At 69.0% G+C, this 13,922-nt stretch carries 15 protein-coding genes and 2 pseudogenes; 9 read left to right on the forward strand and 8 right to left on the reverse strand.

The window, feature by feature from the left end:
- The first annotated feature begins 139 nt into the window (after positions 1 to 139).
- The 3 genes from OG276_RS21400 to OG276_RS21410 all read left to right on the forward strand — a co-directional run bounded on the left by OG276_RS21400 (position 140) and on the right by OG276_RS21410 (position 3,263).
- Positions 140 to 2,050, forward strand: a complete 1,911-nt coding sequence (locus OG276_RS21400) for an MFS transporter (protein WP_266907843.1) — start codon at positions 140 to 142, stop codon at positions 2,048 to 2,050.
- 105 nt (positions 2,051 to 2,155) lie between these two features.
- Complete coding sequence (locus OG276_RS21405; RefSeq protein ID WP_266907844.1) at positions 2,156 to 2,365, forward strand: hypothetical protein; 210 nt, start codon at positions 2,156 to 2,158, stop codon at positions 2,363 to 2,365.
- A 265-nt stretch (positions 2,366 to 2,630) separates the two neighbouring features.
- The gene (locus tag OG276_RS21410; RefSeq protein ID WP_266907845.1) at positions 2,631 to 3,263 is read left to right on the forward strand and encodes a sortase; all 633 of its coding nucleotides are present in this window, start codon (positions 2,631 to 2,633) and stop codon (positions 3,261 to 3,263) included.
- Between the two features lie 28 nt (positions 3,264 to 3,291).
- Here the strand turns inward: OG276_RS21410 and OG276_RS21415 are convergent, their stop codons facing one another.
- Positions 3,292 to 4,242, reverse strand: coding sequence for a helix-turn-helix transcriptional regulator (locus OG276_RS21415; RefSeq protein ID WP_266907846.1), 951 nt, complete (start codon positions 4,240 to 4,242; stop codon positions 3,292 to 3,294).
- Positions 4,243 to 4,602: 360 nt separating this feature from the next.
- Here OG276_RS21415 and OG276_RS21420 point away from each other — a divergent pair, with 360 nt between their 5' ends.
- Positions 4,603 to 5,172 (forward strand): adenylyltransferase/cytidyltransferase family protein, encoded by a 570-nt coding sequence (locus tag OG276_RS21420; RefSeq protein ID WP_266907847.1) that lies wholly within the window; start codon positions 4,603 to 4,605, stop codon positions 5,170 to 5,172.
- Positions 5,173 to 5,543: 371 nt separating this feature from the next.
- On the forward strand, positions 5,544 to 5,888 hold the full coding sequence (locus tag OG276_RS21425) for a hypothetical protein (protein WP_266907848.1): 345 nt from the start codon (positions 5,544 to 5,546) through the stop codon (positions 5,886 to 5,888).
- An 80-nt stretch (positions 5,889 to 5,968) separates the two neighbouring features.
- Here the strand turns inward: OG276_RS21425 and OG276_RS21430 are convergent.
- Positions 5,969 to 6,163: pseudogene (locus tag OG276_RS21430) on the reverse strand (transposase); the annotation flags it as partial.
- A gap of 566 nt (positions 6,164 to 6,729) precedes the next feature.
- On the opposite strand from OG276_RS21430, the pseudogene OG276_RS21440 reads away from it, so the two are divergent.
- Positions 6,730 to 6,942, forward strand: a pseudogene (locus OG276_RS21440) (tyrosine-type recombinase/integrase); the annotation flags it as partial.
- A gap of 293 nt (positions 6,943 to 7,235) precedes the next feature.
- On the opposite strand, the gene OG276_RS21445 reads toward OG276_RS21440, so the two are convergent.
- The 6 genes from OG276_RS21445 to OG276_RS21470 form a co-directional block, all read right to left on the reverse strand.
- Positions 7,236 to 7,676, reverse strand: a complete 441-nt coding sequence (locus OG276_RS21445; RefSeq protein WP_266907850.1) for a hypothetical protein — start codon at positions 7,674 to 7,676, stop codon at positions 7,236 to 7,238.
- Positions 7,673 to 8,617: a DUF6192 family protein gene (locus OG276_RS21450; RefSeq protein WP_266907851.1), complete on the reverse strand. Its 945-nt coding sequence runs from the start codon at positions 8,615 to 8,617 to the stop codon at positions 7,673 to 7,675. Before OG276_RS21450 ends, OG276_RS21445 begins: the two co-directional genes overlap by 4 nt.
- Before the next feature lie 443 nt (positions 8,618 to 9,060).
- Entirely contained in the window at positions 9,061 to 9,432 is a 372-nt protein-coding gene (locus OG276_RS21455; protein WP_266907852.1) for a hypothetical protein, read from the reverse strand.
- A gap of 62 nt (positions 9,433 to 9,494) precedes the next feature.
- Positions 9,495 to 9,725 carry a hypothetical protein gene (locus OG276_RS21460; protein WP_266907853.1) on the reverse strand — a complete coding sequence of 77 codons (231 nt, stop codon included), beginning with the start codon at positions 9,723 to 9,725 and terminating at the stop codon, positions 9,495 to 9,497.
- A 446-nt stretch (positions 9,726 to 10,171) separates the two neighbouring features.
- The gene (locus OG276_RS21465; protein ID WP_266907854.1) at positions 10,172 to 10,381 is read right to left on the reverse strand and encodes a hypothetical protein; all 210 of its coding nucleotides are present in this window, start codon (positions 10,379 to 10,381) and stop codon (positions 10,172 to 10,174) included.
- Between the two features lie 5 nt (positions 10,382 to 10,386).
- Positions 10,387 to 10,701 carry a hypothetical protein gene (locus OG276_RS21470; protein WP_266907855.1) on the reverse strand — a complete coding sequence of 105 codons (315 nt, stop codon included), beginning with the start codon at positions 10,699 to 10,701 and terminating at the stop codon, positions 10,387 to 10,389.
- A gap of 205 nt (positions 10,702 to 10,906) precedes the next feature.
- Between OG276_RS21470 and OG276_RS21475 the strand changes: the two genes are divergently transcribed.
- The 3 genes from OG276_RS21475 to OG276_RS21485 are packed head-to-tail and all read left to right on the forward strand — an operon-like array spanning position 10,907 to position 13,921.
- On the forward strand, positions 10,907 to 12,172 hold the full coding sequence (locus OG276_RS21475; RefSeq protein ID WP_266907856.1) for a sodium:proton antiporter: 1,266 nt from the start codon (positions 10,907 to 10,909) through the stop codon (positions 12,170 to 12,172).
- Positions 12,159 to 12,626: a CBS domain-containing protein gene (locus OG276_RS21480; protein ID WP_266907857.1), complete on the forward strand. Its 468-nt coding sequence runs from the start codon at positions 12,159 to 12,161 to the stop codon at positions 12,624 to 12,626. Before OG276_RS21475 ends, OG276_RS21480 begins: the two co-directional genes overlap by 14 nt.
- Entirely contained in the window at positions 12,623 to 13,921 is a 1,299-nt protein-coding gene (locus tag OG276_RS21485) for an ArsB/NhaD family transporter (RefSeq protein WP_266907858.1), read from the forward strand. The genes OG276_RS21480 and OG276_RS21485 overlap by 4 nt, the downstream gene beginning before the upstream one ends.
- Position 13,922 lies beyond the last annotated feature (1 nt).

Below are 13,922 nucleotides of genomic sequence, written 5' to 3' on the forward strand. Positions count from 1 at the left end.
GCCCGACGGAGACGCCCGGCGGAGGCGTCGGCCATGAGCGCGGAGCCGGTCCGGCGCCCCGGGGCAACCCGGAGGCGCCGGACCGCGTCTACGAACCGAGGGACGCACCCGAGGTGACCGGAGTGGGGAGTACGTCGGCGTGACCACCGCTGAGCGGCAGGAGCAGGGGCAGGGCGGCCGGGTCCCGGTCCGGGACGGGGCTCCGACCCGAGCCCCCGGAGCCCCCGGAACCCCCGCAGCGCCGAGCCCGCAGGCCGGCCCCGGGCCGGTCCGCCGCGCCCTCGACGGCGCCCGCCGCCACCCCGTGGCCGTGGCCACCGCGCTGGCCGGGCTGCTGCACGTGATCTGGTTCTTCGCCGTCGCCAACAGCGGCGGCGACCTCGCCGCGCAGGACGCCTGGGCCGAGTTCGTGGGCCGCCATCCCGACTCGGCGTACAACCTCGCCTGGTACGGCGGCATGCACCCGGTCTCGTACAGCGTGGTCTCGCCCTATGTGATGCACGTGCTCGGCGTCCGCACCACGATGATGATCGCCGGTACGGTCTCGGCCGGGCTGCTCGCGATGATCCTGACCCGCTGCCGCGGCGCCGTCCGCGAGCCCCTGTGGCCGGCCCTGGCCGGGGTGTACGGGCTGCTGTGCAACGCCGTGTCGGGCCGCGTCACCTTCGGTCTCGGCGCGATGTTCGCCCTCGGGGCCGTCGCCGCCGTCTTCTGCTGGCCCCGCAAATGGGCCGAGCGGCGCTGGGCGAAGGCTGCCGTGGCGGCCCCGCTCGCGGCGATCGCCACCGCCTCCAGCCCGGTCGCCGGACTGTTCCTCGGGGTGATCGCGGCCGCGCTGTTCCTCAACGGCCGGCGCCCGGGCGCGTACGCGCTGGGCCTGGCCCCGGCGGCGGTGGTCGGGCTGTCCTCCTGGCTGTTCCCCTTCTCGGGGACGCAGCCGATGAAGCTGATCTCGGCGGCGCTGCCCTTCGCCTGCGCGCTGGCCGCGCTGTTCCTCGTACCGAAGAGCTGGAAATCGGTCCGGACCGCGTCCGCGATCTACGCCCTCGGGGTGGCGCTGACCTGGGCCATCGACTCCCAGGTCGGCTCGAACGTGACCCGGCTGGCGATGCTGTTCGGCGCGGTGGTGCTGCTCGCGGCCCTCCCGTACGAGGCCCCGCGCACGCGCCGCTGGTACGGGCTGCTGCTCGCGCTGACCGGGGTGACCGCCTGGATCACCGTCAACAGCGTCACCGACATCGTCCGCACCACCCCGCTCGCCTCCTGGAGCCGGGAGCTGGCACCGCTGGTGGACCAGCTCCAGAAGGCGGGCGCCGACCGGGGCCGCGTCGAGGTGGTCCCGGCCAGCAGCCACCGCGAGTCCTCCGCCTTCCCCGCGTACGTGAACCTCGCGCGCGGCTGGAACCGGCAGGCCGACCTGGAGCGCAACCCGGTCTTCTACGACGACACCCTGACGCCCGACAGCTACCGCGAGTGGCTGGAGCGCTGGGCCGTGCACTACGTGGTGCTGCCCGCCGACAAACCCGATGAGGGCGGGCGGGACGAGGCGAAGCTGGTGCGCGAGGGGCTCCCGTACCTCCAGCAGGTGTGGGGCGACGCGAACTGGCAGCTCTTCAAGGTCACGGACCCGACGAACCTGGTCGCCGGCCCCGCGACGGTGCTGCGGGCCAGTGCCGACCAGCTGGTCATCGAGGTGAAGCAGGCCGGCCGGGTGATGGTGCGCATCCCACACTCCCCGTGGCTGGGCCTGGTGGACGGCGCGGGCAAGCCGGTGGAGCCGCCGCAGGAGACGGAGGCCTCGAAGGCCGCCGGGAAGGCCGCGCCGAAGGGTTCGGTCGCCGTGCCCAAGGTCTACGCGAACACGGCGGGGTGCCTGTTCAAGGCGCCCTCGGACGGTACAGGGGACGAATGGACGGAGCTGCTGGCACCGGCGCCGGGGGAGTACCGGATCGCGGCGAAGTACCAGCTCCCGCGGGGCACCCCGTGTCCGGACGAGCTGCTCTACGAGGTGCTGGGGCCACCGGAGCGCCCGGCTCCGCCGCGTCCTTGATCAACCATTCTTTACGTCCGGTCCGGGTGCGTTGAGCCCTTTATATGCATACGATCCCAGTAGTCCGATTGGGTGCCCCGAGTCTTTTTAGGGAGTGACGACGGGATGAGCAAAGAGCAGAAGCAGGACTTCCAGGCGGCTGTCGCGAAGGCCGCGGAAGCGGCCGACCTGCCCCGCACCGTGCAGCACGCGCACGGCTTCTCCGGACCGGTCCGGAGCAAGGTCAAGGGTGGAGCGCACACGAAGGCGGAACTCAAGCGGGCCGGGACCCCGCAGGGCGACCGCATCGGCGAGCGCAGCAGAGGCCTCAGCTGACGGCGGGGCCGAGTCCGAGCCCGAGCCCGTCCCCTGTCGTGTGATGTCTTGATGCGTTGACGTCGTGATGTCGTGATGTCGTGATGCGGCCCTTCCGGCTCCGGCCGGAAGGGCCTTCGTCGTGCCTTAACGGGTTCGCCGGGAGGTGTCCGGCCGGCTGTTACGTCACCGACGGACGACCCGGACATGACCCTCGTAACGTCGTGGTCGTCGCCACCGCGGTGACGATGCCGCCGCCGACCCGAGGGACCCGAGGGAAACACCCATGCGCGCCACCTTCCGTACCGCCGCCGTCGCGGCGCTCACCACCCTCACCGCGTGCGGAGCCCTCACGGCGTGCGGTCCCGGCGGCGGGGCCGGCAGCGCTGCCGTGCTGCCGCCGGACCCCAAGGTGGGCAGTACGGCGGCGCCCGCTCCCTCGGGCGAGGCCGCGCCCGCCCTCCCGGGATCGAAGCCGACCGGGATGAAGATCGACGCGGCGGGCGTGGACGCGAAGAAGATGGTCGGCCTCTCGGTGGACCCGGCCACGGGCGAGCTCGGCGTGCCGGACGCGGACACCGACGCGGACAACCCGGGCTGGTGGACCCAGGGCGTGACCCCGGGCGAGAAGGGGGCGGCCGTCCTCGTCGCGCACTTCGACACGAAGTACGGGCCCGCGGTGATGAAGAACGTCAAGAAGATCAAGCTCGGCGACCTGATCGAGGTGCCGCGCGAGGACGGGAAGACGGCCAGGTTCACGATCCGCGAGATCGAGGACGTCGCCAAGAAGGACTTCCCGACCGACAAGGTCTACGGGGAAACCAACCGCCCCGAGCTGCGCCTGCTGACCTGCGGCGGCGAGATCAAGAACGGCCACCGCACGAACAACGTGATCCTCTACGCCGACCTGGTGGCCTGACCGCCCCGGAGATCCGAGGCCGCTCGTCTCACTGGGAGGCGTGCGACAGGTATCCGTACTGGACCGCGCGCATGCCGGCCTGGAACCGGCTGCGCACGCCCAGGTGGGCGAGCAGCCCGGTGATCACCCGGCCCACGGTGCGCGTGGACACGCCCAGGCTGTGGGCGATGGCTTCGTCCGTCCGCCCCTCGGCCATGAGCCGCAGTACCGCTGCCTGCTGCCGGGTGAGGACCTCCGGCTCGCAGGGCGCCACCGTCGGTCCCAGCGGGGTGGCGGCCTGCCAGATGTGCTCGAACAGCGTGACCAGCAGGGAGATCAGCCCCGGGCTGGTGACCAGCGCCGCCGCGGCCGCGGTGTTCGTCGCGTCGACGGCCACCAGGGCGCTGCGGCGGTCCACGATGGTGAGGCGGTTGGGCAGGACCGGGCTGGTGCGGACGTGGGCTCCGATGCCCTCCAGCCACGTCACGTACTCCCGGGCGTGGTTGTCGTGGCGGACGCTGTCGAGGTAGACGGTCCGCATCACGATGCCCCGCTCCACGTTGCGCAGGTTCAGCGGCCGGGCCGCCTCGATGCTCGCCTGCGACATCTGCGAGTCGGGGGCGAACGACAGCACTTCGGAACGGGTCTGCGCGGACAGCAGCTCGATCTGGTCCCGGATCGCGTCGATGCCCTCCAGGTACCGGATCCCGGACTTGGCGGAATCCTGGGACGAGGAGTCGGCGATCTCGGCCATCAGATCGACGACGGCGGCCCGCGTGGCCTCCATCCGCTGCTGCTGGGCGGCGAGTTCGGCCTGCTGGCGCGCGTGGAGGAGCTGGAGCGCGAGCTGCGGATCGACGGCGCGCCCCTGCCCCGGGTCGCTCCCGCCACCGCGCAGCAGCGCCATGTCACTGAGCCGGGCCAGTGCGCGGCGTACGTCGTCCGGGGCCAGCGCCAGGCGCTCCGCCAGCTCCGGAACACCGTCCCGGGGATTGGCCAATTTGCCTCGGTAGACCGATGCGGTCACGTCATCGAGTTCTAGCCGACCGAACATTGCCGCCCACCCCCTGGAAGACCATGCATTGGCACATCGGCGCAGCTCAAACGCCCTGCGTACGGCGTCAGGCTAGCGTGACCGGCGGCCCGGCCGAAGGGCGGGCGGCACGGAACCCGACGCCGATATCCGGCCGACCCAAACCTGCAGACTCCCCGTATCCGGGAACCCGGGTATCCGGGTATCCGATCTGTCCTGTGTAGGACATGTCGAGTCCAAGACACCCGCAAGCCCTGGTTCCCCCCTCCCGCCTGCGGCAGCCTTGACCACGCCAGCAGGAACCACTGCACCGCTCGGAGGACCCCCGTGTCTCAGATCATCGGTTACGCGTCAGGCGTCTTCGACCTCTTCCACATCGGCCACCTCAACCTCCTGAAGCAGGCCCGCGCCCAGTGCGACCACCTGGTGGTCGGCGTCCTGACCGACGAGGCCGCCCGCCACCAGGGCTTCCCCCCGGCCATCCCCCTCCACGAGCGCATCGAGGTGGTCCGCTCCATGAGCTGCGTGGACGAGGCCGTCGCCGACCACACCCCGGAACACCAGGCGAACCTGGACGCCTGGCAGCAGATCGGCTTCCACCGCCTCTTCAAGGCCGAAGACTGCCGCGACACCCCCCCGAAGCGAGCACTGGAAAAGCGACTTTGCCGCCCTGGGAGTCGAGGTCATCCACCTCCCGAACACCCCGCACGCCCCCAGCACCAACCTCCACCGCCTGATCCAGCAGCTCTGACCCACTGCTGCCAGAAGCAGACACCAAAGGCCCCCAGCCAAGATCGGCTGGGGGCCTCTGCGCTTGTGCCCTCGGCAGGATTCGAACCTGCGACACCCGCTTTAGGAGTTCATCCTTTGCGTCATGGTGCTTGTCTGGGGGCGTGAGGGCTATGCACTTGAAGTGCCCCGGTGGTTGCCGTCGTTCGTCGACGTTGCCGTCAAGTGCTGCCGTCAGGTAGGCGCCACATCCTGCGGGACCCGAGGGCTGAGACACCTCAGCACGCTAACTCGTCAAGCCGCAGCGGCCACCGTCCTCTGACAGGCGTGATCGACAGGCCCTCAGCCCCTGGTTGTTCTGATATTGCCATCGAGCAAGGGCCGGGGGCTGGTCTGCCGCTCGGCGGCCGCGCGTTCCTTGACGATCGTGGGGATGGCGGCCAGGGCCTCAGCCGAGCGGTCATGTTTGCTCCTCATGCCGGCCAGGGCGAAGGAGAGCCGGCCGCGGGTGGGGTCCGCGTGTGCGGGAGGATCGCTTCGTGACCACTCTCATCCCGCCTCCCGGGCCCGACCGACACCGGGCGATCGTCAGCGAGGTGGCCCTCCTGTGGGCCGCGCACCACCCCGGGCCGTTCCCCGACGTGCCGTTTGATCACAGACACGATCTGGCGTACCTGGATCTCAATATGGCCGGCTGCGTCATGACCTACCTCAAGAACGATGGCGTCCCCGGCCCGGGCCACGTCGAGGTTCTCCGGGACTGCCTACCAGAGCTCCGTGCGGCCGTAGCGCTGCTGGCGCGTTCGGCGGAGTACCGCGAGGGACTCAGGGTCTTCAGAGGCTTGCTCGCGATGGCCGAACTGATCCTCACCGACGGGGCATAAGCCGGTCGCCGCCCGGCCCACACGCATCGCAGTTTCCGAGGCACCAGCAGGGACGACCCGGCGCCAGTCAAGATCACCTGTCAGAGGGCAGCCACCTGGACGGGGAACGCGGTTTGCTCGTCGAACGATTTGCCGTGTTGCAGGCAGTGATAGAGCTGGCCGAGTAGGCGGTTGAAGAGGTTCCTCTGGGCGGCGGTGGACTTCTTCCCGGATGCCCTGGTGACTGGCGAGGCACCGGCGTAGGCCTTCAGTCCGCGGGCGTCGGCGAAGCGGGTGCAACGTCATGGGCTCGCTGTGGGGGCACACCCGGAACAGCAGCACCGGGAACGCTCTTAGCAACGGATTAGAGCCGGCTTGCGAGCGCGACAGGAAAGCCCATGGCGGCCCAGAATCACAACAACGGATAGTGGCGGGATGACTCACCGCTCCGCGTACGTGTGCCTCTCCTGCCGGATCTCCCTCAAGCACTCCGAGCAGCGGACGTACCGCTGCCCGAGGTGCCGCCGGGAGATGCTCCTGGCCGGTGACGCCTTCGAGGCTCCGCCACAGCGGGACCGGGACGCCTGGAGGGTGGTCTCCGTCCTCCTGCATGCCGGCCTGGACTTTCGGCAAGCATGCTGCGGCTGCGGACCCGGCTACCGCCCCCGAAATCTGCGTGAGGTGCGAGAGCGGCTCACGTACGCACGACGCACCGGTACTCCTGTTGCGCGCGCGCTTGCCAGCCCCTAGGCGAAAGAGCAGAAGGCAACCGCTGCGTCATCTCCGGCCTTGTACCGGGGCCAGCGCTGCCCGTGGGGGTCGGTCGCTTCGACCTCGCGCACTGTGCGGATCAGTGTGGCCGGGCCTTCGGGTCGTTCGCCTGCACGATGCCCGCCACGGCACCGCGACGCTGCTGACTGCTGCGGGTGTGGCGCCGAGGGTCATCATGGAGATCCTCGGACACAGCCAGATCAGCATCACCATGGACGTGTACACGCACGTTGTGGACGACACGAAGCGGGAAGCGATCAGCCACATGGACCGGATGCTGAGGCGCCAGCGACCGAGTACGTGACCCCGTTGCCGTCAGGCGGTGCAGTCAAACGGCCCGGAGCGTGATCGCTCCGGGCCGTTTTCCCTTGTGCCCTCGGCAGGATTCGAACCTGCGACACCCGCTTTAGGAGTGGGATCGAATCCGTGCCGGGCAGTTCCGGCCCGTGCCGCGTGGTGCTGAACCTCCTGGTCAGCGCAGCGCGGCACGGTGCCCAATCCGGCGTATGACACCTAATGCCGACCCATCCGCTCACGCATCGCTCACGCATGCGGGGGTTCTGACCTGCGCTCTCGCATCCGTCACCCGACGACAGATCAGGGACCGCCCCCGCTTCGCACCACGACAGCAGCCGAGAATCCGGCATGCCGCAGTGGCGCTGCTGCCTCGATCATCCCTGCCAGCGCGGTGTGAGCCACGCGGAGCTGAGGGCTCAATCGGCCCCCCTCCCCGAGGGGGGCTATTGCACTTCGATGCAGGCGGACGGCGCGGCGGTAGAGGAGTTCGATCTCGCGGTTGAGGGCGAGGACGGACATCTGGGGGTCGCGGGAGATGAGGTACTGGCCGAGTACGTAGAGGAAGCACTCATGCTCCTTCTCGCACATGTTGTCCCGGTCCCAGACCTTGGCGACTTCGAACTGGCTGGGGGTCATGTGGTCGAGTGCGGTTTCCCGCGGCATACCGTCCTCGCCGGCATCCTTGACGAGGTCCCACAGTTCGAGGCCGAGGTCGGAAGGCGACCTGCGTCGGGAGTTCACGGCTGTTCCCCTTTCCCGCCGCCGAGGAGTCGGGCGAGTTCGTCATCCATGTCGGTCTGGCCGGTGGTGACGACGTGCTCGCACCAGTCGCAGACCGCGCGAACCTTCTTGATGCTGTCGAGGACGGCTTCCTCTTCCTCGGTCGTCAGCAACTCTTCCTGGGCTAACACGACGGCGTTCTGCATGGACACGCAGAAGCTGGTGCACTGGCCCAGGATCCTGAGGACGGAGGACGCCGTCTCGCGGTAGCTGACCGTCGGACCGGTCTCGCTGAGGGCGGGCTCGGGTTCAGGGCTGGGACGTACCGGCCCTGGTACTCCCCACTGTGCTTCCGCCTCTCGTTCCATCCGACGGGCGCGGTCGCGATGAGCGTCACGTACCGCGCGTCGGAAGGCCGGGTCTTCGACGGCAGCTTTCAGGACCTCCGTGCGATCGGCCAGCTGCGTGACTGCCTCCGCTGCCTCCTTTGTGTCACGTAGGAGGCGCTTGGCTGTGTCGATGCGTTCGGTAGGAGTGGCCGGCACGTGGGGCAGTGAGTGGCGCGCACGCTTGGCGGCGTCGTAGTGCCAGGCGCCGCGATGGTGAGGGTCCAGGTCGTCCGACGGCTCTTCCCTGATCAACTGGAACCGGTTCGACTGCCCGGCGAGAATTTCGTGAACCGTCCACGGCACGTCGTCGCGCCTCGTGTCCGGCGGCCAGGCCCTCGTGACGTAGAGATACTTGGCGAGTGTCGTCTCCTTCACCCGGATCTGTCGGGAGAAGAGGGACCTGATGCGGGTGATCTCGCCGTCGCCACGCGGACGTCCCTCCAGCATCTCGTTCAGGATGTCGCCGATCTCGAAGTTGCTGGCGCTCTTGGACCGCACGGCACGCCGGGCGCGGTGGACATAGGCAGTCCACTGCTCTCGGGCGAAGCCATCAGGGATTTCAAGGGTGGGCATGCTCGGATCCTCTGCTTGAAGCGAAGGCCAGATGTAGGAGCACGCCCCCGAAGCTGTTACGCGCACGAGACCTGACCACCTGGCAAGCAGCGTCCCGCTCTGTCACCCATTCGGGCAGGTACGCACACCGGCGCCTAGTGGCACGGGCAATCGCCACCACGCGCCACGGCGCATCCGTCCAAACCCGCGCACAGCAGCGCGCCTCCCGGGCTGGGAATCCTCAGGAGTCAAGGAGTTCGGGAACGCCCCGGTCAGCGGCTTGCCGTCCACGTGCCGTCGAAGCGCTTAGACGAGATGAGCGCCGAGCCCGAACTTGGCGCGCCCCGTATGCGTGTGACCCCGGGCGGTCGGTGGATGGGGGAGAGCCGGGCCAGGCGCAGACCAAGTCGGTCCCATCGTCGTCGCGCCTGGTTCCGCGCGACGTTCGTCGTGATGGTGTGGTCCTAGCTTCGGACGCGGATGCGGACCAACAGCAGGGTCAGGACTCCTGGTGTCACCGCCAGAGCCGCGTACCCGAAGATCCCACGCGAGAACGCAAGTTGTGCGTACTCAGCAGGAGCGTCAGAGGACGTGACGCTGATCGCCCAGACGGCCAGCGGAATCGCGATTGTCAGAAGCGCGAGCCACGCGCCGCGCCGGGCAAGGAGAGCTTGATCCGGGTGACCGGTCAGCATCCGGACCCCAGCCGAGGCCAACACAAAGCCTGCGGCGCCGAATGCGGCGGCGAAGAGAATTGCTGACGGGTTGTCGTTGAACACGATGACAGCGATGGCCGCGTACCAAAGGCCCGCGACTAGTGACACCAACGCGGACATGCCGCGCCCCTTCCTACGGGTCGGGCCCCGAAGGATCGCTCGCTCGGGGCCCTTCTGACGGGTTAGCCGGCGGGCGGAGCGGAGGGTTTGACCTCGAAGATTTCGTTGACCGCTCCGTTGTCGCCCTTCTCGACTCTCCTGCTGCTACCCGGAGGGTCGCTCTGGTTCTGCTGCCCAGTCGGCTGCCCAGGCGGCCGTACGTCCACGGTGATCTGGCTGCCGCTGGCGTCCTTCGCCGGCTTGCCGTCCGGGCCCATGACGGGCATCCGGTCAGGCAGCTTTGTCGTGTCCACCGTGCCGTCGGCCTTTACCCACGGAGGTCGTGGAGGGGCGGGCGGCCTGTCGGAGGCTGTGGCGGTCATGACGCCTCCGGCGACGAGGATGCCAGCACCTGCCAGCACCGATACGAAACGTGCCCTGTTCAAGCGTGCCTCCTACGGTTCGATGTAGTGGAAGCCCGACCAGATGCCAACATTCCAGCCGTACCAGTCCCCGCCGTACTGGACGGACGTGTAGCCAGTCGTGCCGTAGTAGCCACCCCCGCAAGGCGGGGCGCCGCTGAAGTTCCATGACTGCGTGTACTGGCCCGACGCAGAGGCGCTGTACTGCCATTCCCCGACCAGAGCGCAGACATACCAGTCCGCGCCATCCCACTTGTAGTACTCGTACTTCGTGTATCCCTGCCTGGTAGGCGGACCGCGGGCCGTGTCCGGGACCGTCTCCACGGCTGGCTGTGCGGTCAGCGGTCTTTGACTCCTGAGCCCAGCATGACCATGCCGGTGGTGAGGCAGGAGAGGCCGATGGCAACCGGTGGGAATCCGGCGCCGGGAATGGCATACAGGGCGACCCCCACCAGCGTGGTGAGAGCACCGACTATGGACAGGACGCACGCGATGCGGAACTCGGTGACCTGGTGTCGTACCCAGGTGGTGGCTCTGACTGCGGGCATCGCGCTCAGCCGCCCATGGGCGTCGGGCGCCGGGAGACCCATACGGCCCGCAGGAGGCAGGCAACCGCTGCCGCGCTGAACACCATGCCGGCCGCGGTGCAGGCCATCACGGCCGGGTCGGGTGCGTCCAGGATCCTGGGGATGGCGTTCAAGGGCGCGAGGGCGTAGATGCAGAGCAGGGCCCAGGCGCATGACACGGCAGCGGCCCGCGTCGGCCACTTGGGCGGCGTCCAGCCGGCGAGGATCGCCACGGGGACGGGAAGGGCGAGCAGGGTGGCCGCCGCGAGGGCGATGGCGTGATACGCCGGGTTTCCGTTCACTGGTACCTCTCTGGTGCGAACGCCCACCATAGACGCCGCCCATCTGACGAGTTCATGCCGGAGTCCGGCAAGATTCCGGCTTGTGGGACTGCCGTCAGAGATCCGTCAAAGACGCGTAAGAAATGTATAAAGTAGCCGGTGGTGTGCCGGGAAGCCTGGTCGGCGAACAGGGGATAACTCTCTTCGCGGAACGGGGACTTCTGCCATGGTGCTCGTCGCTGTCTTCGGTGTGGCCTTGCTGGTCGCCGTACTGCTCTCCGGGCTCGCCGCCCGCACCGTCCTTTCCACCTCCCTCCTCTTCCTGCTCGGAGGGGCCCTGGTCAGTGACGGGTTCCTCGGGCTGATCCACATCACGGCCGACAGCGAGATCGTCTCCGTCACCGCCGATCTGGCCCTCTTCGCCGTGCTCTTCACCGACGGCATGCATGTCTCCCTCCCGAAACTGCGGCAGAACTGGAAGAACCCGGCCCGCGCGCTCGGGCTGGGCATGCCCCTCGCGATGGCCGGCATGGCGCTGATCACCCACTACCTCGTCGGCCTGGACTGGACGACCTCCTTCCTGGTCGGCGCGGTCCTCGCGCCCACCGACCCCGTGTTCGCCGCCGCCATCGTGGGACGGCGGGAAGTGCCCGCGAAGCTGCGGCAGCTGCTGAACGTGGAGAGCGGCATCAACGACGGCCTCGCCCTCCCGGTCGTACTGATCCTGATCGCCGCCGCCGGACCCACCTCCGGACACGCGCAGGCTTCCATCGGCTCGATCGCTCTGGAGCTCGGGCTGGGGCTGGTCTTCGGGATCGTGCTGCCTCTGACAGTCGCGGGACTGGTGCGGCTGAGATTGCTGGGCGCGGAGCCGAAGCTCCAGCCGCTGCTGCCGCTGGCGACCGGGATCATCCTGTACGGGCTGTGCCACCTCACCCACGCCAACCCCTACCTCGCCGCGTTCTCCGCAGGCGCCGTCCTCGCCTCCATCTCGCCCGAGGCGAAGACCCACTTCGAACCGCTAGGCGAGATGCTCGCGGAGCTGGCCAAGTTCGCAGCCCTCCTCGTCTTCGGCGCCCTGCTGACCCCGCAGCTGTTCGGGGACCTGTCAGTGGGCGGGTACCTGGCGGTCGTGCTGGCGATCGTGCTGATCCGCCCCGCCTCCCTGTGGGTGTCGCTGCTGGGGGCGCGGATCGAGCGGCGGGAGAAGCTGGTGGCCGCCTGGTTCGGTCCCAAGGGCTTCGCGTCCGTCGTCTACGGGCTGCTCGTGCTCCAGGCCGGGATTCCCCAGGGTGAGGCGGCGTACACGCTGATCGCCGTCTGCATCGCCTTCTCGATCATCGCCCACAGCAGCACCGACGTCCCCATCGCCCGCCTCTTCCGCGTCGACGACCTCGCCGGCATCCCGAGCGAGGAGCCCGCACCGACGCCGTCCACTCTTCCCGCCCCAAGCAGTGCACCCGACCAGGAGAAGCGCCATGCCCGCCCGTGAACTCGCCGAGCCCTACCCGCACGTGACGACCGACGCCCCGGCTGTGGACGCCATCCGTCTGCTGGCCGAACAAAATCTGCCCGCGCTGCTGGTCCTGGACACAGACGGCACTCCGTACGCGGCCGTCCCCGGCTCCCAGCTGGTCCGCCAGCTCGTCCCCGAGTACGTGATGGAGGACCCGCTGCTCGCCGCGGTCATCGACGAGCGGCACGCCGAAGCGATGACCGAGGCCCTCGCGGGCAAGACCGTCGCCCAGTGGCTGCCCGCCCGTACGTTCAAGCCGCCCTACGTCAGTCCGGAGGCAGGGACGATGCAGATCGCGGCCGCCATGGCCCGCACCCACGTCCCGCTGGTCGCGGTCGTCGAACGCGACGGCGACACGGGCAGGTTGCTCGGGGTGGTCTCGGCGGCCGGGCTGATGCGGCACCTTCTCGCAGTGGGCGGTCAGGCGTGAGCGGCTGGCAGAGCTGGGCCGCGATCGCCGTCTTCGCCGGCGTCTACGTCCTGATCATCACCGAGTGGGTCCACCGCGTCGCAGCCGCCCTGGGCGGCGCCGCGCTGATGCTGGCCATCGGAGCCACCGACGACATCGCCGCCTTCCACTCGGACAAGACCGGCATCGACTGGAACGTCATCTTCCTGCTGCTCGGCATGATGATGATCGTCGGCGTCCTGAAGCGGACCGGGCTCTTCGAGTACCTGGCCATCTGGTCCGTGAAGAAGGCCAAGGCCCGCCCATTCCGCGTGATGACCATGTTGGTCGTCATCACCGCGGTGGCCTCGGCGCTCCTGGACAACGTCACCACCGTGCTGCTGGTCGCCCCGGTCACCCTGCTGGTGTGCGACCGGCTGAAGCTGCCAGCGATGCCGTTCCTGCTCGCCGAGGTGTTCGCCTCGAACATCGGCGGCACCGCCACCCTGGTCGGCGACCCGCCCAACATCATCATCGCCAGCCGGGCCGGACTCACCTTCAACGACTTCCTGGTCCACCTGGCCCCGCTGGCCGCGGTCCTGACCGTAGTGCTGGTGCTGCTGTGCCGGGTGATGTTCGCCAAGTACTTCGTCTACGACGAGAAGCGTGCCGCAGAGCTGTTGGAGCTGCGCGAGCGCGAGGCGATCACCGAACCACGACTGCTCGTCCAGGGCTTGGGTGTCCTCGCCCTGGTCGTCGCCGGGTTCGTCCTGCACCCCGTGCTGCACTACGAGCCCAGCGTCGTCGCGCTCCTCGGCGCCGGCCTGCTCGTCGCGGTCTCCAAGGTGGAGACCGGTGAGGTGCTGGGCGAGGTGGAGTGGCCCACGCTTGCCTTCTTCGCGGGTCTGTTCGTCATGGTCGGAGCCCTCATCGAGACCGGCGTGATCGGCGACCTGGCCGGCTCCCTCGCGGACGTCATCGGCGGGAACGAACTCGGTGGCTCCATGCTCCTGCTCGGAGGCTCCGCCGTCCTGTCCGGGATCGTCGACAACATCCCCTACGTCGCCACCATGGCACCCATCACCAGCGAACTCGTCACCAACATGGGCGGCGACCCCGACCACGTCATGTGGTGGGCCCTCGCGCTGGGCGCCGACCTCGGCGGCAACGCCACCGCCATCGGCGCCTCCGCCAACGTCGTCGTCCTCGGCATCGCCGAACGCAACCGGCAACCCATCACCTTCTGGCAGTTCACCAGATACGGCCTTATCGTCACCGCCGTCACGATCGCCGTCTCGGCCCTCTACCTGTGGCTGCGCTACTTCGCCCTGGTGTAGG

The sequence above is a fragment of the Streptomyces sp. NBC_00086 genome, from assembly GCF_026343255.1.
Lineage (GTDB): Bacteria > Actinomycetota > Actinomycetes > Streptomycetales > Streptomycetaceae > Streptomyces.